Origin of the sequence: Demequina aurantiaca (genome assembly GCF_050598105.1) — a bacterium.
Classification (GTDB): Bacteria; Actinomycetota; Actinomycetes; order Actinomycetales; family Demequinaceae; genus Demequina; species Demequina aurantiaca_A.
This window is the reverse complement of sequence record NZ_CP192436.1, coordinates 1,363,975-1,388,221: the sequence shown is the minus strand read 5'-3', so window position 1 is coordinate 1,388,221 and position 24,247 is coordinate 1,363,975. Positions and strand designations below refer to the sequence as shown.

Annotated in this window: 21 protein-coding genes, 1 tRNA gene and 1 pseudogene; 10 read left to right on the top strand and 13 right to left on the bottom strand. The window is 61.7% G+C overall.

Annotated elements, in window-relative coordinates; genetic code table 11:
- The first annotated feature begins 155 nt into the window (after positions 1-155).
- Positions 156-1,274 carry a class I SAM-dependent methyltransferase gene (locus tag ACQU6B_RS06190; protein ID WP_430869164.1) on the top strand — a complete coding sequence of 373 codons (1,119 nt, stop codon included), beginning with the start codon at positions 156-158 and terminating at the stop codon, positions 1,272-1,274.
- A 20-nt stretch (positions 1,275-1,294) separates the two neighbouring features.
- On the opposite strand, the gene ACQU6B_RS06185 is transcribed toward ACQU6B_RS06190, so the two are convergent.
- Complete coding sequence (locus tag ACQU6B_RS06185; RefSeq protein ID WP_430869222.1) at positions 1,295-2,323, bottom strand: linear amide C-N hydrolase; 1,029 nt, start codon at positions 2,321-2,323, stop codon at positions 1,295-1,297.
- Between the two features lie 195 nt (positions 2,324-2,518).
- Here ACQU6B_RS06185 and ACQU6B_RS06180 point away from each other — a divergent pair, with 195 nt between their 5' ends.
- The gene (locus tag ACQU6B_RS06180) at positions 2,519-3,352 is read left to right on the top strand and encodes a UbiA family prenyltransferase (RefSeq protein ID WP_430869163.1); all 834 of its coding nucleotides are present in this window, start codon (positions 2,519-2,521) and stop codon (positions 3,350-3,352) included.
- A gap of 88 nt (positions 3,353-3,440) precedes the next feature.
- On the opposite strand, the gene ACQU6B_RS06175 is transcribed toward ACQU6B_RS06180, so the two are convergent.
- From ACQU6B_RS06175 to ACQU6B_RS06165, 3 genes are read right to left on the bottom strand one after another with little or no spacing between them, the layout of a single operon-like run.
- Complete coding sequence (locus ACQU6B_RS06175) at positions 3,441-4,472, bottom strand: NAD(P)/FAD-dependent oxidoreductase (protein WP_430869162.1); 1,032 nt, start codon at positions 4,470-4,472, stop codon at positions 3,441-3,443.
- Positions 4,469-5,008 carry an isoprenylcysteine carboxyl methyltransferase family protein gene (locus ACQU6B_RS06170; RefSeq protein ID WP_430869161.1) on the bottom strand — a complete coding sequence of 180 codons (540 nt, stop codon included), beginning with the start codon at positions 5,006-5,008 and terminating at the stop codon, positions 4,469-4,471. The genes ACQU6B_RS06175 and ACQU6B_RS06170 overlap by 4 nt, the downstream gene beginning before the upstream one ends.
- A 7-nt stretch (positions 5,009-5,015) precedes the next feature.
- The gene (locus tag ACQU6B_RS06165) at positions 5,016-6,068 is read right to left on the bottom strand and encodes a type III polyketide synthase (RefSeq protein ID WP_430869160.1); all 1,053 of its coding nucleotides are present in this window, start codon (positions 6,066-6,068) and stop codon (positions 5,016-5,018) included.
- 219 nt (positions 6,069-6,287) lie between these two features.
- On the opposite strand from ACQU6B_RS06165, the gene ACQU6B_RS06160 reads away from it, so the two are divergent.
- On the top strand, positions 6,288-7,232 hold the full coding sequence (locus tag ACQU6B_RS06160; RefSeq protein WP_430869159.1) for an aldo/keto reductase: 945 nt from the start codon (positions 6,288-6,290) through the stop codon (positions 7,230-7,232).
- A gap of 195 nt (positions 7,233-7,427) precedes the next feature.
- On the opposite strand, the gene ACQU6B_RS06155 is transcribed toward ACQU6B_RS06160, so the two are convergent.
- Positions 7,428-8,822: a PLP-dependent aminotransferase family protein gene (locus ACQU6B_RS06155; protein ID WP_430869158.1), complete on the bottom strand. Its 1,395-nt coding sequence runs from the start codon at positions 8,820-8,822 to the stop codon at positions 7,428-7,430.
- Between the two features lie 126 nt (positions 8,823-8,948).
- On the opposite strand from ACQU6B_RS06155, the gene ACQU6B_RS06150 reads away from it, so the two are divergent.
- The 3 genes from ACQU6B_RS06150 (at position 8,949) to ACQU6B_RS06140 (ending at position 11,688) form a co-directional block, all read left to right on the top strand.
- Positions 8,949-10,172, top strand: a complete 1,224-nt coding sequence (locus ACQU6B_RS06150) for a Tm-1-like ATP-binding domain-containing protein (RefSeq protein ID WP_430869157.1) — start codon at positions 8,949-8,951, stop codon at positions 10,170-10,172.
- A gap of 27 nt (positions 10,173-10,199) precedes the next feature.
- Positions 10,200-11,024 carry a phosphoenolpyruvate hydrolase family protein gene (locus ACQU6B_RS06145; protein ID WP_430869156.1) on the top strand — a complete coding sequence of 275 codons (825 nt, stop codon included), beginning with the start codon at positions 10,200-10,202 and terminating at the stop codon, positions 11,022-11,024.
- Positions 11,025-11,118: 94 nt separating this feature from the next.
- Entirely contained in the window at positions 11,119-11,688 is a 570-nt protein-coding gene (locus ACQU6B_RS06140; protein ID WP_430869155.1) for a DUF1097 family protein, read from the top strand.
- Positions 11,689-11,819: 131 nt separating this feature from the next.
- On the opposite strand, the gene ACQU6B_RS06135 is transcribed toward ACQU6B_RS06140, so the two are convergent.
- Together ACQU6B_RS06135 and serA are read right to left on the bottom strand one after the other, a co-directional pair.
- Positions 11,820-12,332, bottom strand: a complete 513-nt coding sequence (locus tag ACQU6B_RS06135; RefSeq protein ID WP_430869154.1) for an MBL fold metallo-hydrolase — start codon at positions 12,330-12,332, stop codon at positions 11,820-11,822.
- 706 nt (positions 12,333-13,038) lie between these two features.
- Complete coding sequence (gene serA, locus ACQU6B_RS06130; RefSeq protein ID WP_430869153.1) at positions 13,039-14,235, bottom strand: phosphoglycerate dehydrogenase; 1,197 nt, start codon at positions 14,233-14,235, stop codon at positions 13,039-13,041.
- Between the two features lie 217 nt (positions 14,236-14,452).
- Between serA and ACQU6B_RS06125 the strand changes: the two are divergent.
- A pseudogene (locus ACQU6B_RS06125) lies at positions 14,453-14,608 on the top strand (methyltransferase domain-containing protein); the annotation flags it as partial.
- A gap of 552 nt (positions 14,609-15,160) precedes the next feature.
- Complete coding sequence (locus tag ACQU6B_RS06120; protein ID WP_430869221.1) at positions 15,161-15,925, top strand: NAD(P)H-hydrate epimerase; 765 nt, start codon at positions 15,161-15,163, stop codon at positions 15,923-15,925.
- A 530-nt stretch (positions 15,926-16,455) separates the two neighbouring features.
- Here the strand turns inward: ACQU6B_RS06120 and ACQU6B_RS06115 are convergent.
- From ACQU6B_RS06115 to ACQU6B_RS06105, 3 genes are all read right to left on the bottom strand, one after another.
- Positions 16,456-17,460, bottom strand: a complete 1,005-nt coding sequence (locus ACQU6B_RS06115; protein WP_430869152.1) for a CFI-box-CTERM domain-containing protein — start codon at positions 17,458-17,460, stop codon at positions 16,456-16,458.
- The gene (locus ACQU6B_RS06110) at positions 17,457-18,272 is read right to left on the bottom strand and encodes a DUF5677 domain-containing protein (protein WP_430869151.1); all 816 of its coding nucleotides are present in this window, start codon (positions 18,270-18,272) and stop codon (positions 17,457-17,459) included. The genes ACQU6B_RS06115 and ACQU6B_RS06110 overlap by 4 nt, the downstream gene beginning before the upstream one ends.
- A gap of 505 nt (positions 18,273-18,777) precedes the next feature.
- Positions 18,778-19,227, bottom strand: a complete 450-nt coding sequence (locus ACQU6B_RS06105) for a hypothetical protein (protein WP_430869150.1) — start codon at positions 19,225-19,227, stop codon at positions 18,778-18,780.
- 808 nt (positions 19,228-20,035) lie between these two features.
- Between ACQU6B_RS06105 and ACQU6B_RS06100 the strand changes: the two genes are divergently transcribed.
- Positions 20,036-20,971, top strand: a complete 936-nt coding sequence (locus tag ACQU6B_RS06100; protein ID WP_430869149.1) for an SPFH domain-containing protein — start codon at positions 20,036-20,038, stop codon at positions 20,969-20,971.
- A 53-nt stretch (positions 20,972-21,024) separates the two neighbouring features.
- Here ACQU6B_RS06100 and ACQU6B_RS06095 read toward each other — a convergent pair whose 3' ends face one another.
- The gene (locus ACQU6B_RS06095) at positions 21,025-21,633 is read right to left on the bottom strand and encodes a hypothetical protein (protein WP_430869148.1); all 609 of its coding nucleotides are present in this window, start codon (positions 21,631-21,633) and stop codon (positions 21,025-21,027) included.
- A gap of 201 nt (positions 21,634-21,834) precedes the next feature.
- On the opposite strand from ACQU6B_RS06095, the gene ACQU6B_RS06090 reads away from it, so the two are divergent.
- The gene (locus ACQU6B_RS06090) at positions 21,835-22,266 is read left to right on the top strand and encodes a tyrosine-type recombinase/integrase (protein WP_430869147.1); all 432 of its coding nucleotides are present in this window, start codon (positions 21,835-21,837) and stop codon (positions 22,264-22,266) included.
- On the opposite strand, the gene ACQU6B_RS06085 is transcribed toward ACQU6B_RS06090, so the two are convergent.
- Together ACQU6B_RS06085 and ACQU6B_RS06080 are read right to left on the bottom strand one after the other, a co-directional pair.
- Positions 22,258-22,331, bottom strand: a tRNA-Pro gene (locus ACQU6B_RS06085). The genes ACQU6B_RS06090 and ACQU6B_RS06085 overlap by 9 nt on opposite strands.
- 158 nt (positions 22,332-22,489) lie before the next feature.
- Entirely contained in the window at positions 22,490-24,226 is a 1,737-nt protein-coding gene (locus ACQU6B_RS06080; RefSeq protein ID WP_430869146.1) for a SulP family inorganic anion transporter, read from the bottom strand.
- Positions 24,227-24,247: the final 21 nt, after the last annotated feature.

Sequence of the window (24,247 nt, the reverse complement as noted above, 5' to 3'; positions counted from 1 at the left end):
AATAGGCGTGCAGGGTGGCTTGCTCGAGCCTTCGGCACGCGCGGCTAGGCTTTCATCATGTTCGGATCTCACTGGCGAAGCCTCGCCACCTGCGTCAACACCCACGTGCTCCCGAGCGACGTGCGGGTACGGCGCGTCAACATTGAATTGATGCTGTGAGCGCGGTGCTCGAAGGGCTGCGGCGGTGGCCGGACATCGAGGCGCCCGAACTCGTCGCCGTCGATGCCGCAGATCGCTTGATTCTTGATGAATCCGCCGTGCTGCGTGCTGGCGTGGATGCTGGCTCTATCGTGGTGATTGGCGACGCCTACGGAGCGCTGACCCTCGGTGCGGCACACGCGGGCGCCACCGGTATCCGCTCGCATCTCGACGCACTGAACGGCGAGCGGGCCCTTGCCGCCAACGCCGAGCGCGCTGGTCTCTCGGAAGGCTACCGTACGCTCCCGCTGGAACCTGAACTCGTACGCGGCGCGAGAATCGTCCTGCTGCGGCTACCGCGGTCCCTCGACGAGCTCCGGGACATCGCCGGCGTTATCGCCGCGCACGCAGATCCAAGCGTGGTCGTAGTCGCCGGTGGCCGACTCAAGCACATGTCGTTGTCGATGAACGAGGTGCTGGGCGAGTTCTTTGGGCGGTTGGACGTCAGCCATGCCAGGCAGAAGTCCCGCGTGCTCCTGGCACGCGAGCCACACGATGGGCACGATCCCCAGCCGGCGTCAGCACACGTCGAGGGTCTCGAGCTGCGGGCTTTCGGGGGCGCGTTCGCTGGAGCACGCCTGGACATCGGAACCCGGTTGCTGCTTGACAGCCTCCCCGCAGAGCTGGTGGGCGGGACGGCGCATGATCCTCTCATCGACCTAGCCTGCGGGACGGGAATCGTAGGCGCATGGCTGGCGACGCGGCATCCGAATGCTCACGTCTACGCGTGCGACCAGTCGGCCATCGCGGTCAACTCTGCTCGCGCGACGATGCTCGCCAACGGCATCGACAATCGCGTCGAGGTCAGGCAAGACGACGCACTCACCGCTAGGCCTTCCGCCAGCGCCTCGCTCATTGCGCTCAACCCTCCGTTTCACTCTGGGGCGGCCGTGACTGATCTCCTCGCTCCGAGGCTTTTCGCCGATACCGCGCGGGTTTTACGCTCCGGAGGACAGCTCTGGTGCGTGTGGAATTCGTCGCTGGGCTACCGAGCGCTACTCGAACGGGCCGTGGGACCGACCCAGCAAGTCGCACGCAACGCCAAGTTCACTGTGACGGTCTCGACGCGTCGCTGAGGCCGACAATTGGTAACCGTTTAACTCGCGCTCCGAGCTGCGGCAAGGGACTGCACTAGGTTGGCGACTTCCTTGTACTCGTCCTGCTTCTTGGCGACAAACTCAAGCGCTTCACGCCCCACACGGGCGAATCCAAGACCGAGTTCACCTGGATCGCGAAACTTGTGGCTGACGTCGCCAGCCAATCCGCCCTCAAGTGAGAGCTTGCCGACCAGGTCAAGCTTCAAGATGCCGGAGCCCTCTGAAAAGCTCACCTTTTCAAAGTCAACCCACACAATGCTCGGGCGGGTAGTCGACTCAAACGCGTAGCGCTTGTTCGTCAGGTCTGCGACTACCTGCCAAATCGTCTGCGAAGCGTCGGGCTTGCCCGGTTCCGGGGTGCGGAACGGTTGAGCGGCGTTGCGGATGATGCTGAACATCGCGGCCATTGCCTGCAACTGTGACTTGGGCTGGACTTGTTGCTCGACATAGTAGGAAGCGCGCGCAAAGCGATCGGTCGCAAGGGTTGATCCTGGTAGCGGCTGGTCCCCGCCAAGACCCTCAATCTCTTTCACCAGTTCGAGCTGCTTGTCGAACGTGGGTGAATTGGTCATGACCTTGTAGTCGCGGCTGTGGTAAACCTGTGGCTTGCCGGCGATGTACTCGATGATCGCCGAGTCCCCGGATGCATCGTTCAGCGCAAGGTGTAGTGCGGGTACCAGGTGGCCGGTCGGGTCGAACAGCTGAGAGACGAGCACGCCAGATTCGTTTGTCCATTCGACTGCCTCAGCAACGGTGGCAAAGTTATCAAGGTAGTACTGCAACCAGATGGACTGGCTGAGTTGAACATCGGTGTCCTCGGGCTTTCCGTAGTCCGACTCAGTAAGCCAGAGAATATGCCCGGCAAATCCCTCTTCATTCATGCCGTCAGTGGCAATCAGGTCAAACGCTGTAGCGACAACGCTGCCGTACTTGGCTTTCCAAGTGAGGTTTCCGTTCACCCCATCCTTGCGTTCAATGCCGCGAGGCATCTTCCACAGGTTGGTGAGGAGGTCCATGTGGAAATCCATGTTGCGGCCCACGATCACCGACCCGTTGGCGTCGGGCCATAACACTCGTGTGCACATATTTGATACCTTTCCTTACGAAACAGGCGCTATTAGTGGTTTTCAATGGCGAGCATCTCTTGCCCAAATATAGCCATCTATGAGGAAGTTCGCTCGACATAGGTTCCGGGTAATCTTCGTGAAGCGTAGCCTTGCTCCATGCCAATGGTGAAGCAAGCGCGCGCGCTGGCTTTAGCGAGTCACCCTATCCCTACAGTCGCCGTCACAGCGCTCGGGGCAGGGCTCGCGGCGCTCGCCGGACTCTCCCTCGGGCGCGGTGCGCTCGTCACGCTCGCGATCTTCACGGGCCAGCTCTCGATCGGCTGGTCGAATGACTACCTCGACGCCGAACGCGACCGCAGCGTTAATAGAACAGACAAGCCACTCGCCATTGGCGCGATGGGCACGCGAGTCGTGGGTATCGCGGCCGTCGTCGCGCTAGTGCTGACAATCGCGTTCTCTGCGGCACTCGGCTGGCGTGGAGGAACCGCGGCGTTGGTCATCGTCGTATGCGGGTGGGCTTACAACCTTGGACTCAAGGGAACATGGCTATCGTGGGCCCCCTACGCGATCGCGTTTGGCATGCTCCCCGCGGTGGCGACGCTCTCTGCGATACCGCCTCGGTGGCCTCAGCCTTGGGCGCTCGCGGCGGGAGCGCTCCTAGGGGTCGCAGCGCACCTAGCGAACGTGTTGCCCGACCTGAAGGACGATGTCGCCACCGGGATCCGTGCCCTACCGCACCGCATCGGCGCGAGGGCTACCGCCTTGAGCGCCGCCGTGATTCTGCTGGCAGCTTCGACGGTGATGGTGTTTGGCCCGGAGGGAGATCCCAACGCCTGGCACTGGGCGGCCTTCGGCGCTGCGGCGATAGTCGCGACGGCGGCTGTTCGTCTTGCCATCCGCGATGGCTCGTCGAAACTGATCTTCCTAGCGATGCTCGTGGTCGCGGTGATCGACCTCGTGACATTCGCCCTTGCGGGGGACCGTCTTTGACGCTGAGAGCCTGCTTCGGGTAATCCTGGTGAGATTTTGCCGAGGGGTGCATGTTCTGGCCGAGGGTGAAGCCTTCCGCGCCCGGCTGTCAGTGGGCGAGTTGCTGAACAGCAGAGTCGAAGAGGCGCGGTAGCCGAGCCGCGATGGGGACGATGCGTTGCGAGAGCATCGGCTGACGGCGGCACCACAAAAGTGACGCGGTAAGGGAGCGATAGCGCCGCGATGCGGTGCGCCAGCGCTTGTCGTACCCTTCTGGATCGCCGGAGGTGATGCTCTGCACCAGCGCCCGCGCGGAGCCGAGTGCCACCGCGATCCCCTCCCCTGTCAGCGCATCGACGTACCCTGCCGCGTCCCCCACGAGGAGCACCCGGCCCGATACCCGCGCGGCGGCACTTTGACGAAACGGTCCGGCACCACGCACCGACGTGGCCCCCTCCTCGGGCAGTCGTTCCCGCAGTGCAGGAAAGGCGGCGAGTTGGGTGTCGAATGGCGCCTGGACGCTAGAGAGGATCGCCACACCCACCATGCCGGGTCCCACCGGGGTCACGTATGCCTCGGCCTTCTCAGCCCAGTGCACTTCAACAAGGTCGCTCCACGGTGTGACGGCGTAATGGCGCCGAGTCCCCCACCGCGGCGGCGCCGCGTGAGGCCCGCGGGGTCGGTCGAGGCCCAATTGACGGCGAATGGGCGAATGAAGGCCGTCTGCCGCCGCCAGAAACCGTCCGCGACGACCGTCGACGTTCACTCCGTCACTGTCCTGGGTGATCGCGTGAGCTTTGGCGGACACCACCTCGACTCCCGCACGGCGGGCAGCATCCAGGAGCGCGGCCTCCAAGGTGGTGCGCCGGACGCCGCACCCGGGGCCGCGACGGAACTCTGCAGCAACGCTGCGGCTGCCATCGGTGTATCGAATCCCTTGGATGACATGCCCGTCAAGTTCCACGCCAAGGTCATGCAACTCACGCACGGCCGCGGGCATCAGACCCTCTCCGCACGCCTTGTCGACGGGATACGCACGTGGCTCCAGAACGACCGTACTCAAACCCGCTCGCGCCGCATACAACGCCGTGCTGAGTCCTGCGGGTCCACCTCCAACGACGATCAGGTCGGTGGTCGTCACGACAGCTGTTCCGCCGTGGGCGGTGGTTCCTCGGCGAGCGCCTGCGCAAGCGCAGCGTTTTCGGCTCGAATCCTGACCCAGAGCAGACCTGCGTTGAGAACCGTGAAGGTCAAGGCGGTGACCCATGCCGTGTGCACCAGCGGTAGCGCGATGCCCTCGAGCACCACGGCGACGTAATTGGGGTGGGACATCCAGCGATACGGGCCGCGCCGGACTAGTGGCAAGCCGGGGATCACAATGATTCTTGTGTTCCACCGGGGTCCGAGCACGGCGATGCACCACCACCGTAGGGCCTGTGCCGCGATAACCAGGGCGAGCATGGTCCAACCCAGCGCCGGGATGAACGGCCGATGCGACGCCTCGACAAGACAAGCGACGAGCAGGGCGGAGTGCAGTACCACCATGAACGGGTAGTGGCCAAAGCCGTACTCGCGCCCGCCGTGAGCCTTCGCCCACGCCAGATTGCGCTTCGCTACGACGAGTTCCGCCAATCGCTCGAGGCCAACCAAGGCAATCAGGGCTATGTAGAAGGGCATCAGCGCTCTACCACTCCAATAGAACGAGCTCGGAGAAGAACCCGGGGCCCATCGCCATCATCACTCCGGCCGATCCCGCGGCGGGTGCGCGCTGGTCTAGCGTGTCGCGAAGGACATGGAGCACAGAGGCCGACGAGAGGTTCCCCGCCTTCGCGAGCGATGCCCAAGTCAGTTCAAGCGGGTTTCCGTCGAGTCCAAGCACCGCCTCGATTGACTCGATCACCTTAGGGCCTCCCGTGTGGCACACCCATGCGCCCACATCCTGGACGCTGAGCGAGTGCTCCGCGAGCAATGAACGGATGTCATCACCGAGGTAATTCTGGACAATCTCAGGCACCCGCGCGTCGAGAACGATCTTCATCCCGGTCGGTCCCACGTCCCAGCCCATGATCTGGAGGCTGTCGGGGAAAAGATGGCTCCGAGAGTCGATCACGCGCGGCCCCTCGGCGGAGCGGTTCGCTCCCATCGCGACCACCGCGGCCGCGCCATCACCAAAGAGGCCACTCGCGACCATATTGGCGATTGAAGGGTCGTCGCGCTGCACCGTGAGAGAGCACAACTCCACGGAGAGCAGAACCCCTACCTGGTCGGGGTGACCCACGAGGTAGTCGTGCAACAGGCTCAGGCCGGCTGCGCCGCCCGCGCATCCCAAACCGAAGAGCGGCATTCGCTTGACGTCTGGTCGCAGACCCACCAGCTGGGCCACCCGGGCCTCGATGGAGGGAACGGCGACACCCGTGACGGTTGTCGACATCACAAAATCGACGTCCTGCGCCGCGATCCCCGCGCGATCGAGCGCGCCAGTCAGCGCCTGTGCCGCAAGAGCCACCGCGTGGGTGAGGAAGAGGTCGTTGGCCTCACCAAAGTCCTTGATCGTCGCATATTGCTCCAGCGGCAGGACCGTGTGCCGGGTGCTGACACCGGCGTTGGAATGCAACCGGGCCAGGAGCGCCCGGTTGTCCTGAGGGCCAAGGCAGAGATCCGAAAAGGCCTCGGTCAATTCTCTCTGCGTATAACGATGCGGCGGTAAGACCGCGTGTACGCCTGCCAAGGTGCTCATGAACAGTTCTCCTTCGCGACGTCAGAAAGCAAGACTAACCGCTGACAGCCCACATCACGGCTTACCAGGCAGAGCGCGACCGGATCGGCTCGAAAGCGAGCCTTCATGCCGGGTCTGACCTGAGACAGTGTGGTGAAATTCTTCAACTACTCGCGTGCCAGAATGAAACGAAGCCTCGCTCGCCGACGAACAGATCGCTAAGCACGTTCAGGAGTACCAATGAAGACTCGCCCGTTCGGCACCACCGGCATCCGCGTCAGCGAGATCGGCCTCGGGTCGTGGCAACTGGGTAAGTCAGCGTCTTGGCCAGAGGGTCCCGACCGCGATGAGGCTGTGCGGCTCGTTCATTCGGCGCTCGACGCCGGGGTCACCTTGCTCGACACAGCGCCCGGATACGCCGACGGCCACAGCGAGCTCAACATCGGCGCTGCCTTGCGAGGCAAACGGCGCGACGATGTCGTGATCTGCACCAAGTTCGGCCACCTCACTGACGGCACCAGCGACTGGGCCGCCTCGAGCATAGAATCCGCCGTCCTCCGCAGCGCCGAGCGCATGGGCACTGACTACATCGATATCGTGGCGCTGCACAACCCCCCTGAAGAGGTGATGGACGGCAACCAGAGCGAGCACTACGACGTGCTTGAAGGGCTGAAAGCAAGAGGGCTGATTCGCGCATACGGAGCCTCGATCGACTCGAGCGCGGATGTGGACCTTGTCCTGCAGACGAGTCAGAGCCAAGCCCTAGAGGTCCGCATGTCTGCTCTCTATCAAGAGACGTGGCCCGCAATTGAGCGCGCAAAGGCCCGAGGCGCCGGCACCATCATTAAGGTGCCGCTCGAGTCAGGCTGGCTCTCTGGCCGCTACGCGGCGGACTCCACTTTTGCGGGCGTGCGTTCTCGGTGGTCGCGAGACGACATCGCGCTCAGGGCAGAGCTCGTTGAGCAATTCCGTTCTCTGTTGCCGGTTGGTGTCTCGGTGGCTCACGGAGCGCTTCGGTTCCTGTTAGCTCACGATGGGGTGTCTAGCCTGATTCCGGGCGCACGTTCTGTAGAACTACTCGAGAACTCGATCGCCGCTGCCGCGGAGCCCCTGCCTGCTGCGACTGTGACCGCGATACGCGACTTCTACGCACATCGGCTGGAGGGGGCACCGCTCACCTGGTGAACCCCGTCCTCGCGAGCACCATCACCACGATCGCGACGTGCCTGCGAGTTTCGACCTTTGGAACGCGAATACCGGGGGAACCGCGACCAACCGCTGCAGTTCTGGATGCCAACTGAACTCCTCCACTTCGGCGACGGGCGGGTCAGCTAAACAGTTGGGCGACAACTTGACCTGGCCAACCGTTCAGCAGCGCCCTTAGAGTGCCTCCTGCGTCAGTAGTGCCAGAGCCTGGCGCAACTGCGCCGCTTCGTGCCACACCGGGAGGCGAATCATGGTGCGTTGACCGTCATATGTTGAGAAGCTCGGCCCCGCTAGGAGTTTCACGCCCACTCTCTTTGCCCGTGCAACCAAGGCACTCGTGTCTTCACAGGTGTCGATCCATAGGCCGGAGCCGCCATCAATGCGACCCCAGCGCCACGACGGCACCATTTCCTCAAAAATGGCCTCGGCCTGTTCTACATGAGTGACGAGCATGTCACGTCGTTCAGCACGGGCCTCTGCCGTGTGGCCGATGAGCCGCGCCGCATACAGCTGATCCGGCACGGAGCACGCGAGTTGGGTGCTCTTAAGCAGCTCGGTCAGGGCCTCGATACGCTTCGGCGACGAGCGGACCCAACCGACCCTTAGCCCACCCCAAAACAGTTTCGAGAACGTACCGATCGTGATCAAGAGGTCGGGCGCCACGAGTCCCGCCAGGCCCTTCGCCACAGGGGGTCCGCTCAACAGAAGGTCAGACCAACAACGGTCTTCAACGGTAAGCAGACCGTGCTCGTTAATCACTTTGGCGAGTTCGCCGCGCGCGGTTGGGTGCATGGTCGTACCTGTTGGATTGTGAATCCCGGTTTGGCAGTACAGGAGACGGGGCTCAGCCTTCAACGCCGCCCTCACCATTGGGACCGATATCCCGCCATCAACCAGAGGAATGCCGCGTACACGGGCATCGTGTTCACGAAGAATCTCGAGGGCGCCCCTGTAGGAAGGTTCCTCGACGAGCACTTGGTCACCTGCGGTCACGAGCGCACGGATCACCAGCCAGGTGGCCTGCTGAGCTCCCGCAGTGACAAGAATTTCGTCCGATGATGTCGGCACGCCATCGTCCGTCAGCTGGCTGGCGATAGCTCGTCGCAGTACCGGCAAACCCGCTGGGAAGTACCCGTCGGTGGTGAGGTAGTCCGCGAGGGGCGCCTGGATCCCGCGCAAAAGAACGTCTTGGGCGACTCTGGAAGCGGGGAGGGCGCCGGTAGACATGTCGATGACGTCGCCTGGCTGCGCGCTGAATGAAAACAGTCTGCCTTGCGGTCGGGTGCGCAACGAGGTGCGCTTTGAACGGATCTGAGACCCAGACCCCCGCCGTGAGAGCATGTACCCGTGACGCTCAAGAGTCGCGTACGCCGCCATCACGGTTCCCCGCGAAACGCCGATGGCGGGCGCTAGGGCGCGCTGAGCTGGCATAGTGATGCCCGCCGGAAGCACCCCCGCCTCGATGAGTTCGATGAGCGCCTCGGAGAGGTCGTCGACAAGCGTTCCCCGCCCGCTTGCCCAGTGTCCGAGCGTTGTATTGAGCTCTTCGGCGGAAAGCGTCGTCAACATGGCAAGAGCCTACGCGCGGTCCGGACACGCGAAGTCGCCATTCATGTGCCAATCCGCGCTGATTGGCACAGCAGGCGCTCCGTGCGGAGATCTACGGTGAGTATCAACCGACACAAAGGAGTGAAGATGACCACGGTAGCCCTACTGGGAACTCTCGATACCAAGGCTGATGACTACGCTTGGCTCGCCGAACAACTGCACGCGCTGGGAACAGACGTGCTGGTGATCGATACCGGTTCTTTCTCAAAAAGTCCGATGGCGACAGTAGATTCGGATGCTGTCATTAAGGCAGCTGGCGCAGACGCCGCGGGACTGAGGGAACGGCGTGACCGTGGCGAGATGATGGCGGTCATGGGGCGCGGCGCGGCAGTGATCGTGCGCGAACTCGCAGATGCAGGAAAGATTCAAGGAGTGCTTGCCATTGGTGGGTCAGGCGGCTCGTCCGTTGCCGCCCCCGCGATGCAAGCCCTTCCCGTTGGCTTTCCCAAAGTATTGGTCTCGACTATGGCCTCGGGAGATGTCAGTCCTTATGTGGGCGAAGTCGACATGACGCTCATGTACTCAGTGGTTGATGTCGCCGGTATCAATTCCGTCTCCTCGCAGGTGCTGGGAAATGCGGTTGCCGCGATCAGCGCAATGGCACAGGCGTTCCAGACGCGCCTCGAAACGGCGTCCGTCGACCACAAGCCCCTCGTGGCAATCACCATGTTCGGAGTGACGACCCCTGCGGCGGACGAGGCGCGGGCGCGCTTCGTGAGCCTCGGCTACGAGGTCCTTGTTTTCCATGCCACTGGATCGGGAGGCCGCGCGATGGAAAAGCTTGTGGAGTCGGGGCTGCTGGCAGGAGTATGCGACCTCACGACCACCGAACTTGCCGACGATCTCGTGGGCGGAGTGCTTTCTGCCGGCCCCCACCGCCTAGAAATGGCGGGCTCAGTGGGCTTGCCGCAGGTGGTGAGCCTGGGTGCTCTCGACATGGTCAACTTCGGTCCGCAGGACACCGTCCCGGAAAAGTTCGCCGGGCGAAACCTGTTGGTCCACAACCCTTCCGTGACCCTCATGCGGACCACCGGAGAAGAAATGCAGCAACTGGGGCTCAGCATCGGCCGCAAACTCGCGTCGGCAACCGGCCCCACTGAAGTCTTCATTCCGCTCGCCGGGGTCTCCGCCGTGGACGTGGACGGAGCGCCCTTCCGTGACGCAGAGGCCGATTCCCTACTGTTTGCCGCCTTGCGCGGGGAACTTGAGGGCTCAAATGTGACAATTCACGAGCTCGACATGGCCATTAACGACACCGGCTTCGGCGCAGCGATGGCCGACGCCCTGCACGCGGCTATCGTCGCGCGCTAATCAACCTAACCATAAGGAGAACCTGATATGTCCACACGTACCGAAATCTTAGAACGCTTTCGCGCTCAGGTCGCCAAGGGCAACCCCATCATCGGTGGAGGCGCCGGCACCGGTATTTCCGCCAAGTCAGCCGAGGCTGGTGGTATCGACCTCATCGTGATCTACAATTCGGGGCGCTACCGCATGGCGGGACGCGGCTCACTTGCCGGGTTGCTTGCCTACGGCGATGCCAACGCCATTGTGATGGACATGGCCAACGAAGTGCTGCCGGTGGTGAAGCACACGCCGGTCATCGCGGGAGTCAACGGCACTGACCCGTTCAAGAACATGCCCTACTTCCTCAAGCAGGTGAAGGACATCGGATTTGCCGGTATCCAAAACTTCCCCACCGTGGGACTCATTGACGGCGTGTTCCGCGCCAACCTTGAAGAAACCGGTATGGGATTCGGCCTGGAAGTCGACATGGTCCGCATGGCACACGAGATGGACCTCCTCACGACCCCTTACGCCTTCGATGAGGAGCAGGCGGTCGCCCTCGCCGAGGCCGGCGCGGACATCTTGGTGCCCCACATGGGCCTGACCACATCCGGCAGCATCGGTGCCACCACGGCGCTGACCCTGGATGAGGCGGTTATCAAGGTGCAGGCACTCGCGGACGCAGCCAAGTCCGTGCGTCCCGACATCATGGTGCTGTGCCACGGCGGCCCCATCGCAATGCCTGAGGACGCACAGTATGTCCTCAACAACACGGAGGGCGTTGTCGGTTTCTACGGCGCATCGTCCATCGAGCGGTTCCCGACAGAGGTCGGTATCCGTGAACAGGCCGAGAAGTTTAAGGCCCTTTCCTTCTGACCTGTGTTTTCGCGACGGGCCGCCCCAACCTTCAGAGCCGGACGGCCCGCCGCGAGACAGAGGTCTCTACGACATCAAAGCAAAGGAGCAAAGCATGTCTGAAACCACCACCCAAGAGTACCGAGAAACTATCCCGCTATGGTTAGCGGTTGGCATCACTGTTGTTGTCACCGTGCCCTTCACCCTCTGGCTAGGGAGCTGGAACATGGCGGTATGGGTGTCTTTCATCGTGTGGGCATCGTATTTCGCCCTCGGGGCAAAGCCGTCCGCAGTCAAGACCATCATTCCCGCGTTCAGCTACTCCGCCATACTCACGGGGTTGACGCTCGCAGCCATTCCATTCCTGGACTTCCTGCCTTCCATTCGGGTCGACGGGGACCTTGCGACCGCCGTGGCACTGTTCGTCGGCGTTTCCTTCATGGTCTATTCGATGAAGTGGTTCCCTGTCCTTCAGAAGGGCTCACTGCCATTCTTCAACGGAATCTCTATGGTCCTGGCGGTGTACTTCACCGCCAGTTACCCCTCCATTACAGAAACCGCGTGGCTCATGCCTCTGTGGGCCGCTGTATGGGCCGTCGTCCTTGGTGTGTTCGGAGCCTTCCTCGGCGTATTCAACGTCTGGTTGACTTTCCCGAAGCCAGTGGCTGCCGTTACCGCTAAGTAATACCCGCACCCAGGCTGGGTAGCGATGTCCAATGCGGCTTCGCTACCCAGCTTTTGCGTGCCCGGTGGGTCGCATGAAGGGGAGAAGTCGTGCGGACCCGCAGGACCTACCGAACGTCGCTAGCGCAGCTGTTACATCCCGCTGCGGACGTTGAGTTCGAGGAGATCTTGGCCGACCACCACGCGACCGTCGAATCCACTTACGGCCTGTTCCCAGCGCTCGGTCGGAATCGAAGCTGGGACGAGGTGAGTGAGGACGAGCGTGCTGACACCGGCGGCTTGGGCGACAGCCCCAATCTGGTCAGTCGAGGTGTGCTTACCCATCACCGTCGCTACCGCACGTTCCTGTGCGGCGTCCAGAGGCCCCGGCCCAAACTGCCACGTGGCGTAGTCAGCATCAATCACCTCGTGAACCAGGACGTCAGCGCCCTGACTCAGCCTCACCAGATTCTCTGAGGGCACGGTGTCGCCTGAAAAGACCACTGATCCATCGGCGGTGTCGAAGCGATAAGCAAGGCACGGATACATCGCGCCGTGTTCGACGAGAGTCGCGCTCACTCGCACCGTGTCGTCCTCCATGACCAGCCACGGCTCGACCGTCGGGCTTGTGCCCTGGGAGAGGTCAACCTCAATTGGAGGCAGCAAGTCGTGAGCCCTAAGCAATGAGAGCGGATTGCGCCGGTGCGCCATCAGGATCCGGTCGTTAAAGTCGGTTGCGAACGCCTCGAGGAGATGGCGCACTAGCGCGCTCGTCCCGGGAGTGGAACCTGATGGACTCTTGACTACAGGGTTCCCTGCCTCTGGTTCACCCGGAAGGGCGCCACGTGAACCGGGACCCCACACGTCAACGGGAGCGTCCTTCGGCCAACCCTGTATGTATCCACAGTGCACCAGATTCGCTAGATCCATAGTGTGGTCGGAATGCAGATGACTCAGATAGATGCCCCTAAGCCGGCTAAACGCCTGGGTCGGCCCTCCCCCACCTATGTCAGCGAAAGTCAACTGACGGGCCACTCCCATTCCTGCGTCAACTAGGTGGACCCGACCCTCGACGACCAGGGCGGACGCGATGCCTTGGCGTGCCACGCCCGGCTGACCGTCGGCGGGGTACGTCGCGGCCCCACCCGCTGTCCCTAGTAGAACGAGCTTGGTGCCTTTCATCTGTCCCACTTCCCTCTCCTCGACCAGCAAATCCCTCGAACGACTCCAATATTTCGACGGCCAGCCCCGTCCGCCGACTACGCGACTCAATCAGAACCGGCTAACGCGGACCACGCCTGACACGGGAAACGCCTGAGGCGTAGAAGGTACGGCGGCAAAGCCCCGGCCAAAGAACTTGCGGCTTCGGCGATTAGGAGAGGACACGCAATCGCACGGTGGCGTGCATACTCGAAAGGGCCTCGGTGGCGTCCTCCGGAATGCCGTCGGAGACGTCAGTGACCACGTACCCAAGCTCACCAGTTGTGGCCAACATCTGTCCGTCGATATTGACCCCATGCACCGCAAACTGGCGGTTAACCTCAGCCAGAACCCCAGGGATGTTTTCGTGGAGGTGCACGATGCGGTGGGATCCCTGCGCCCGGTCAAGCGACAACTGGGGAAGGTTCGCCGAGAGCGAGGTCGAGCCGTTGAAGACATAGTCGCGAAGACGTGTGGCAACAAAAATACCGATGTTTCGCTGCCCCTCCTCAGTAGACCCCCCGATGTGAGGGGTAAGAATCACATTTGGCATGTCGCGAAGCGGCGAGGAGAACGAATCTCCCTTGGCCTTTGGCTCAACGGGATAGACGTCGATGGCTGCTCCAGCAATGTGCCCAGATTCGAGAGCGTCCGTGAGCGCGTCAATATCGACGATAAAGCCGCGAGAGAGGTTGAGAAAGAGTCCACCTGGCTTCATGGCGGCGAACTGCTCGCGGCCAAAGAACCCCGAGTTGCCGGGCCGTCCATCCAAGTGGGCGGTCACTATGTCGGCCTCGTTGAGGAGCGATTCAAGTGAAGGCATTTTGGTGGCATTGCCAAGCGCGAGCTTTTCTACGCCGTCGAAGAAGATCACGTTCATGCCGAGCGCCTCTGCGATGACAGAAAGTTGAGACCCGATGTTGCCGTAGCCGACGATGCCGAGGGTGCGTCCCCTAATCTCGTGAGCCCCATTCGCGCTCTTGGACCATACGCCGGCATGCATCTGACGGTTGTGTTCAGGCAGTCGCCGTGTCAGTGAAATCATCTCAGACACCGCCATCTCCACGACCGAGCGAGTGTTCGAGAAAGGCGCGTTAAACACGACAACCCCCCGTTTAGCGGCCGCGTCTAGGTCGATCTGATTGGTTCCGACCGAGAAAGCTCCGATCGCAATGAGATCGGGGCAAGCCGCGAGCACCCGCTCAGTGATCTGAGTCTTGGAACGGATTCCGAGCAGCTGCACGCCGCTGAGTGCGGCGATAAGTTCGTCTTCGTCGAGAGCACCACCACGGTTCTCGACGGTGATACCGGCTGCTGTAAGGATGTCAGTGGACTCGGGGTGAAGTGTTTCAAGAAAGAGTGCGCGCATACCCATAATTATCGCGCACCCAGGAGCTATTCTCCAAAATGCGGTGGCGATGGCTCCTGATCCGTGAGCGTGCCGAGCTCAGGCGCTCATCACGTTCTCCCCGCAGGCCGATGTCGGCCAAAGAACAAGAGCCGCGAACGTGAGGCTCCCCCGTCCGGGCGCCCCCATCTGTCGGGCTGACAGGACTTGATCGTGCTCCCGCTTGCACCCACGCCTCGTGACAGCATCGCCGTTCCTGAGTGTGGACGTGTCCCAGACCAAGTTGCGGTGCGCGCGGGATCGCGGACGCGGACGCGGACTCGTCGAGCGGGCAGACGCCCTCGCCCTTCCGCTCGCCCACCACGCGTTCGATAAGGTCGCCTCATCCAAGAGTTCATGCCGTGTCCAACCGATGCATGTCGCGGCGTACGACGTGGCGCTGGTCTTGCGGCCAGCCCGGAGGGTCACGTTCCTCCGGCCACATCGGACGCCTTGGCGCGTCTGGGACGTCACGCTCCTGCCAGTGCGGAGCCGTCGCATGCACGGCGCCCACGCCATGCCCGAACAGGTTCAATGGCGGCACCTGATCAAACTTACTGATCGTGACGGCCTGCGCTATGTGGGGTCAGGCCGTCCTCGATTCGGGTTCCCGGTGCAACCCGCGGAGTACGACCACCGATACTCCCCAGCACATGCAAGCCACGCGGGCCGCGCTACCCCGGATGGCTTGGCCCGGTTCTCACCTTCCGGTGCCGCTCCTAATACTCGTGATGACCAAGCCGAGTTGACACCGGGGTGGGCGGCCCGAGCAGGCAAGGTAAATTGGTCACCATGCCCCCGTGCCGAACCTTCGCCAACCAGGTGCTCTCGGCGAAGCGCCACCGGTTCTGCGGCCACGCGCGGCGGCCCTCGCCGGCGGTGCCAGTCCGCCACCTCGGGAGCGCATATGACAGCTGAGGCATTCACCACGCCGACCGGCGTCCTAGTCTCGGCGATCACGACGGCGCAGATGCGCGAGATCGACCGAGTCGCGGTCCACGAGGTGGGCCCGAATCTCTACCAGATGATGGAAAACGCCGGGCGGAATCTCGCAGAATTGTGCGTAGAGTCGCTGGGCGACGGCTGGGATGCACGTCCGGTCGTCGTAGCTGCCGGCACCGGGGGAAACGGTGGTGGCGGGATGTGCGCCGCGCGGCACCTGGTCAACCACGGCGGGGATGTCGTGGTGGTGGTGACCGAGCCGACCAGGCTCACGGGCGTCCCGGCCACCCAACTCGATTTGTTCCGAGCCGCCGGTGGGCGCATTGTCGACGTGGACAACATCGGTTCGCTTCAACCCGACATGGTCGTGGACGCTGTGCTCGGCTACAGCCTGTCCGGCGCACCGCGGGGCGCGGCGGCCACTCTGATCGATTGGATGATCGGCGGCCCGGCATCAGTAATCTCGCTCGACGTGCCGTCGGGGATCGACTCGACCTCCGGGAGGGCGCCTGGCGTGTTCGTTAGTGCTTCGAAGACGATGACGCTCGCCTTGCCGAAGTCAGGTCTCGACGGTGCGGAGGTGGGCCAGCTGTACCTGGCAGACATCGGGATCCCGCGCGAGGTCTATCGCCGGGTCGGCGTGCACGTGCCTACCAACCTGTTCACCGGTAGTTACCGGGTCGGGCTGACGCCCGTCGACACCGGCCACGACCGTCATCCGGCTCCCTAACTGGTCACGCCGGGTCGGCCCCCTGCACCGCCTACTCTGCACCACCCGAGTTTGGGCCCTACGTCGAGCGGATCGCGCACTACTGGCGACTGCCAACCCAAGAAACCACAAAAGCCCCTCCCGAAGGAGAGGCTCTGTTGAGCGATGCTTTGACGCTTCACATCGGTCGGGCTGACAGGATTTGAACCTGCGACCCCTTGACTCAAAAGTAGGACTTCCCGGCAAGTCACGTTACTTCCCACTAGCGTCGATTTTCTTTATGTAGCAGGCCATATATTCAGTTTTGGTCTCCCGCACCTTCACGCCAGTTCTTTCTGTAATGTCCCCAAAATGTCCCCACGAGGTCCACCAAGCTCGCTAGCCAAAACGGCCGTACACGGACAACCCACCGTCATTCGCAGGCGTCACAGCGCCCAGTAGCCGGAAGCTGCTCATGCCACGTCGGACACGACGCACGCTCGCGCTCAACAGAGGTGGCATCGTGACGACCAGCGAGCCTTACCGATTGCCGATATTGCGGCCTGTCCAGGTTAGGAATCCAGTTTTCGAACTAGTTGGTCAAGGACCCATCGCGACGGCATGCTGAACCATCTGCGGCCCCCTATCGTGCGCACAAGGCTTGGGCTGACGGCGTAGTAGACCCGAACAAATCCCCTCCCAAGCAAACTCCGGTTTAGATCCCGATCCCGCCACAATCGCAGCACCCGGACTTGAGGCGCGTCGTAGTCGCCATACACGCTAGTTGCGATATAGCATCCAGCGCTCGACTGTGTACTTGAACTCGTAAGACTAGGCACTTGAGTCTCCGTTCTCGGCGGCGTAGTCTCCTCCGGGTTTCTAATGAAACCCACGCGCATCAAAACGAATAGATCTTGCGGGTCCGCGTCATCCGTCCGGCGAACAGCGTTGCCATACCACTCCATGAGAACACCAGTCATTCGTTCGCGTTCCGCGGAAACGCGTCGAGCCTCATCGAGCTTGCCTTCCGCTTCGAGGCGCTTCTCCATGACCCGCTTGAGAGTCGATGACCCTGGCCCGACGCGCCTTTGGCTCGACACCATGGTTCGGTGCGCCACGAGCTTTTCAGCAACGTCGCGAAGTTCGTTTTCGCCCGCCTTGCTTGACTTCGGGTACGGATCGAATTCAGGCCAGACCTTCGGTTTCGGCTCGCTTGCTTCGCGAGCCCGCATCTCGGCAAGTTCCGCGCGTCGTTGCTGTTCGATTAGGGGGATGGGACCCCATTCTGGGAGCCAGTAGCCTTCCTCGGTTGTAATTAGCGGCGCGTCGGGTCGGAGACCCCCCATGTCAGTATGCGACATGAGACTCATCGAGAGTTTAAGTTTGACGATGTTGCGAGGGTACGGCCCCGGCTTGAATGGCGGCGTCCAGTAACCCTCTCGGTCTTCAGGCGGGACGTCCGAGCGGCTCATAACCCGCTCCCAGAGCTCCTCATCGCTGATTGGCCCGCCAGCTTCACGAAGGGTCACCACTACCACAGCCGCATAGTCAAAGCCGTCCACGTCTTCCGCTGTCATTCTGATGCCTTCCGACTCAGTAGTTCCCGCCATCCTCGGACAGTTGTCCCATACTTTGAACCGAAGATGCCCAATGCTGATGTGAGGTCAGCCGCCAGCTCAACGATCATCGCGATCTCCTGTCGTGCCTCTCGCGCGAAAGCGGCGTATTCCTCGCTGCGCGGAGACCGTGGTGTCCGCGGTGCAACACTATTGATGAGCGACGAGGAGCTCCCGTGAGCCTGCTCAGACCACGATCGGTAGTAGTAGCGATACTGGCCGGTCCTCCACGTAACTCGCGAGGCCTCGGCCAACTTGCCTACGCTAAGACCTGACCAGGAGTCGCGAATATGTCCCTTGGGGTGTCGGAACTCATCGAACTGCGCGTCCTTCAGAGTTGCCTCGAGCGCCTCAACCCTTGCTGCCTCGTCAATGTAGCCAGTGGCGATGGCGTACTTCATCTTGCGAAGTGAGGCTTGGAGCAACTGAGCCTCGCCGTACGTTCGATAGCTTTTCCACGCGGCCTCGGTGTCACTCTGATTCAATAGGTGCTCGACGTTGACCAGCACTTCGAACATTTGCCGGACCACTCCAGCAGCGATCTCCCAGTGGCCTTCCTCCAGCAGTAGGCGAGCTCCATGCAACAGCAAGAGGGATCGCTGGCCCAAAGCGAGACGCATCACCTCGGACTCCGACCCCGGCCTCAACTTTTTCAGCGCGCGTTGGGTGTCGTCAATCACAAGGTCGAGGGCATCGAACTCTTCCGCGAGTAGACCGCGAAACTGCACGGCCCCGCTGTCTGGGATTTCGGAGTGTTCGTTCACTGCCTGCACAAACTAAAGGTTACCTGCTACGGGCGGCTCGAGAGCATTTATGTGACGCATCGGGTATGCCGCACCGGCAGGTGACAGACCCGTTCGCACCAGCCAGCTGAATTCCTAGCAGTACCGGTATGGGGGGGGTGCCTCCGAATCCGGCTTCTGGTGGATCGAGTCTGAGCGAGACTTCACAGCGCTACTAGCCTAGATTTGATGGTTGTCTGGCCGCCAACTATCCGCGTTAGCAACGCCGGACCTGTGCCGCCAGCGTTGGAAGTTGGATAGAGCAGGCGAGGTTCTTGACAAACGACGCGGGCTTCAGGCAGATCGCAGGTAGGACCGGCTCGCAGCACATGACATCTGTTTTCGCTGCGATGTCCCAACGACGAACACTTGTCCCTATCCTTTCTCCTACTCCCGCTGAGGGCAACGGAGCGTCAATCGCAGGCGTCACAGCGCCCACTAGCGGGAAGCTGCTCATGGCGCGTCGGACACGACGCACGCTCGCGTTCAACAGGCTTCACAGCGCGCACTCCCCCATTGCGGCGCAGGTTGTATTTCGCTGTGAAATGAGGCACCGCGTCTGCCGGTATGTCCTGCGCGTAAGCGCGGTAGCACTCCAGTCGATCCACGGCTGCGGCGTTCTCGCAATTACTCGAGTTATCGAACCCGTCGAGATGTCCGTGTGTGATGTAGCCGCTTCCCACGCCGCCGGTGCTGGCGTAATCCAGTTGCTGACAAGCTGGCGCGTTTGATATCCGGTCTCGGCGAAGAGCCTGTCCTTCAGAACGCCATACGTCACGGTCGCCGTGTACTGCGATGCCACATCCTGCAAAATTCCGGTCGCCACCTGCTGCCAAGCGTCCAATGCGACGCTGCGCCTCACCGCAATATTCGGCGCACTTTCATGCCACATTCCGGGCTGGGCGATGTTGACCTCCGGGTCATCACACAGAGCGTCCATGAACACAGCCATTCCTCAGTTGGGACTGCCCCGGGATTCATTGACGCTCGCAGCAGGGCCCTGAGCGCTTCAAACTGAGCCGATATCCTCACGGCCCGTTTCAGAAGAACAAAAATCGGCTTCCAACCCGAATTTCCCCCAGTTCGACGACTGTCATCTGTGACATGCGCACAAAACTCCTCTACCCGGAGGCACGAGGCCCCTAGGAAGTGCTGAATCCGCGTATATACGTTTCTGAATCCACGTCAGAGTGCCTCCACGCACTTTCCTGGGCGGGCGGCAAGTGTGCCCTATGTGAATTGATCACCCGTCGACCGCCACAATAACGGCGGGATTGGGCGAGCGAGCCTAGCGTTGGATGCGCTCTAGAACCTGCCGTCCGGGCTAGTTCGTTGGAAGTCATGGTTACTGTCCCGAACTACGCGCCGGAGTGCCTCCGAGCTCGCCACTCCCCGACGCAAACCCGGCATGTGCACCCGGCAGGAAGACCCCTAGGCCCTCCCCGCAAGAAGAAATCCACCGAGGAATGGATTGAGGGGCTCAGCAATATAGAATTTCGTAAACGTAGATTCCACGCTTAGCGAAAGAGAGTTGAAGTCCCATGGGGCTAATTTCAGCCGCGGTCGACGCCGTAGAAGGGACTCTGGCGGATCAGTGGGCCGAGTTCTTCACCTCTAGTACGTTCGACGAGCAAACTGTTGTAGCGCCTGCGGTACTCCAGCGGAAAAACCGAGGACGTGGCTCCAACGTATCGGGATCAGCCAATATCATCTCGGACGGCTCACGCTTTACGGTTCCAGAGAATACTGCACTCGTGATCACAGACGGCGGACGTATTACGGACGTATCCACCGAGCCTGGCTACTATACCTATCGAAATGATGGTCAGCCATCAATGTTCACAGGCTCGGGCCTAGCGTCCAGTTTGATCCGACAATCATGGGAACGGGTCAAGTTCGGGGGCATCCCAGGTTCTCAGCAGCTGGCGTATTTTGTGAACCGCCGCGAAATCCGGGACCAGTGGTTTGGCACGCCTGGTGCGCTCCCGTACAAGGACTACTCGCTAGTTCCTGCGGGCTCAACTCAGGCACCCGTACTGAGGATTAAGGCGCGCGGGATGTACTCGATTCGAGTCGCCGATCCCGTTCAGTTCTTTCAGAACTTCCTCCCCGCGAACGCCCGCTTCTATACGTTTGCTGATCCGGCTGCCAGCAACCAACTCTTCAACGAATTCATTACTGCCTTCCAGGCGGCCCTACAGGGTTTGTCCAGATCCACCGATATCGCTTCACTCGCTACTCACGGTCCCGAACTCGCCCGAGCCTTGACGACCGAAGCCGGGCCTGAAGGGTCCTGGCTTTCGCGGTTCGGCATTGAGGTGGTGAGTTGCGCTGTGTCGGCTATCGAGTATGACGCGGCTTCTCAGAAACTCATGGACAAGTACAACCAGGGCACAATGCTTAGCGGCGCTATCGGCAACGCTTACTCGCAGACGACCCTTGCTGACGCAGCGCTCGCCGCAGGTGAGACTGGGGGCGGCGCCGGGATGATGGGCGTTGGAATAGGCGTCGCTTCCGTGGGCGGGGGACTTGCTGCTATGCAGCAGCCGACCGGCGGATCCTCGGGAGTCAGTGAAACGGTCCCTGACCTAGTCACCTTGCTCGGCCAGCTGAAGGGCATGTTCGACCAAGGACTGATCACGGATGAGCAGTTTGCTGCGAAGCAGGCAGAAATCCTCGGTCGCATGTAGTCCCCTGGCAGCGAATCAGCACCGCTGCCAATACCGGCATCGCGATCAAGGTCTTACGCGACGCGCCCAGCTCCGCACTTCTCACATACAGTCGTCCCACCTAGGTTCGCACTCCGACAGTATCGGCACTGCCAGTCCGGCTTCGATTCCTCGCGAGCGGGGGCAAATCGGTCGAGAGTTGCGTTAACGCTTGCGCTGAGCTTCTGTGTTCTCGAGGCGGTGGCCATCGGATCGAGCGTTACCTTGTGGGCGATGAGGTCCAACTGCGCATTTCGCAAGAACTGAAGCTCCTCCTTTGATGACTTCCGCCCTATGTTTGCACTCTTAATCATGTCGGCGATAGCTGATTCGACTTCGCGAGCATCAACACCCACGGCTGACGCTACATCGTAAGTCGAAGTCACCTCAGTTCCCGCAAGAAGCTCACGAGTCTTGGTGGCTATCTCCGCCTTCCTAGCGTCCTCTGGATTCTCCCTCATTAAGAGCCACCAAATAGGGACACCCACAATGAAGAACCAGATGTAGCCATGCGTCAACCACGTAAGGAGAGCCAGCACGACGACGACTATTGCAATGATGGTCACCGGGCGCGCGGGTCGAATGCGGCCCTGCTCGTCCCTGGGGCCTAGCACGAGATCCCGGGCTACTAAGAGTTGTTTCATCGTGTTCTTTAGCCCCGGATCCGCTCGCTTTTCAAAGGATTCAATTTCGCGTCAGCGTAGCAGAAAACTAGTCAAATCGGCTTCGCGATGAGGCGGGTTGGCTAGGTTCAATTAGCACGGTAAACGAAGGCTCCTCTCGGTTATCCGGGACGTTGCGGGAAGTCCTCGAAACTGGACATCCCCGCTTCCGTCGTAGAAGAGTTGCGCGGCCTAGCCTGCGGTTGTGCCCCGAAGGACTTCGTCTTCCAGGCGGCACGAGGTGGGGCCGTCAACGATCACAACTGGCGCACAAGGGTGTTCGACCTGTGCAAACGCGAGGCAGGGCTGGACGACATCGGCCTGACACCCCACAAGTTACGCCACACCGCCGCGAGCATGGCGATAGCCGCTGGAGCCGACGTGAAGCTCGTTCAGCAGATGCTTGGCCATGCGGACTCATCAGAAACGCTGAACACCTACGCACATCTGTGGCCCGACAAAATTCATGAAGTTTCGTCAGTTCTGGACGCCGCTCGCCGGTGGGCTCTCGACACCTCAAGCGGAGCCAATGTCCCCACGGGCCGATTCGGACAAATGAAAAAGGGCCGCCTACCCGGGTTTCCCCAGGTAAACGGCCCTCATCGGTCGGGCTGACAGGATTTGAACCTGCGACCCCTTGACCCCCAGTCAAGTGCGCTACCAAGCTGCGCCACAGCCCGTGGCTCGTACTCAATGAAACGAGCACGGTCACCAATGCTACCGTGACTTCGCCTTCCCTGGTGACACTTCTGGGCCAAAAAACCTGACCCTCACAATGCGCCTTTGCCACGTACCGCTGGCCGCCCAAACTCCCCTCCCACCAGGCACTTACACCCGACTAAGCAGAGTCCTCAGGTTCCTGGACGGACACCAGGGCGTCGCGGTAGGCCCGCACGGTCGCACGGCCAAGCCACTCGCTCCCCATGTACACATTCTCCGGCCCGATCAGATCAGGAATGCCCTCGCGATCAATCTGGCCGAGAGCGTGCTCGCTGCTGATCACCAGCTTGAGCGTTCCGCCCTGCGCCATCAGGCGCTCCGCGTAGCGGCGCAACACGTTGATGAGCGAAAGCCCCACCTCGTCGACACCGCGCAGGCGCACCACGACGACGCAAGACTTGCTGGCGCGCGTGATCTTTGGCAACTGATTCTCAAAGGTGGGCGCGCTCGCAAAGAACAGGCTGCCGTAGGGCTGCAGCACCACCACTTCGCGCTCCTTGAGGCTGCGCACGGGGTCCGACTCGCGCACCGAATCATCGTCTTGAATATTGAGTTGGCGAACAGTGAGCTTGTTGGAGGCCTGCGCCACGAACAACATGATCCCTAGCCCCACCCCGACGAGCACCGCGAACTGCAGCGGGATGATCAGCGTCAGCACAAAGGTGACGGCCATCAGCGTGGTCTGGAAGGAACCCGTCTTCATGACGGAGCGGACCTTTTCCGGCTTGACCGCGCTCCAGCCCACCACCATCAGCAACGCGGCTAGGGCCGGCATCGCGATGACCCCTACGGCCCTGGAGAAGAACATCACCGCAATGGCCATAACCACCGAAGCGATCAGCAGGGCGGTGCGCGACCGCGCTCCCGACTTGGTCACCAGGGTCGATCCGGACATCGTGGCGCCCACCGGCATGCCCTGGAACAGCCCGGCGGCGATGTTTCCGGCGCCCTGACCGATGAAGTCCTTCGAGACGCGCCGCGGACCGGCGCCATGCGTCGACACGCTCGCTGTCACGGCCGCGCCCTGGATCATGGCGACGAAGGCGAGCGACAGGGCCGGGATCGATAGCGCGATGATGGCGCCGAAGTCGGGTATCCCGATGAAGGGCAACCCCGGCGTGATGTCCGCGATGTCGCTCACGGTCGCCACAGACGCACCCAGGAAAGTGTCGAGGAGGAAGGCGATCAGGGTGCCGAGCACCACTCCGACCACCATTCCCAGTGCACCAAGGCGGGTCCTGCTCAGGAGCACGATGAGCGCGATGGTGATCACGCCAACGACGGTCGTCCACAGGCTGATGTCGAACAGGTAGCGAAAGGTGGCAACGGTATTGAGGATCCGGCCGCCCTCGTTGGGCGCGAACCCCGTCAGGTTGCTGAGTTGACCCAGGATGATATTGATTCCCACCGCCGCGACGAATCCGGTCATCACCGCGGTCGGCACAAAACGCACGAGCTTGCCGAGTCGCAGGATGCCCGCGATGATCAGCACGATGCCTACCAGCAAGGTCAGCGTGAACATCGCGCGATTGGGATCCTCGAACCGAGCCAGATCCGTGTCGCCAACCACGAGTGCCATGGCACCTGTGACGCCGATCGCCATGAAAGCCGAGCCGGTGAAGAACGCGCCGCCGGCCAGCCCAAAGATGTAGGAGTAGAGGCCTGCCATGGGGTTAACCCCAGCGAGGATTCCGTTGGCGAGGGCATCGGGGATACTCTCGATTCCGAGCACCGTTCCGGCCGAGGCGTCCTGCTTGATGGTCTTGGGGTCGAACCGCCGGCGCAGACTATCTCGCAACGCGCCACCCGGCCTGGGAGGCGAAACCGCCGAGGCGTCTTCGTCTTTCTCCGTCACGCGACTCCGCCAATCACAGTT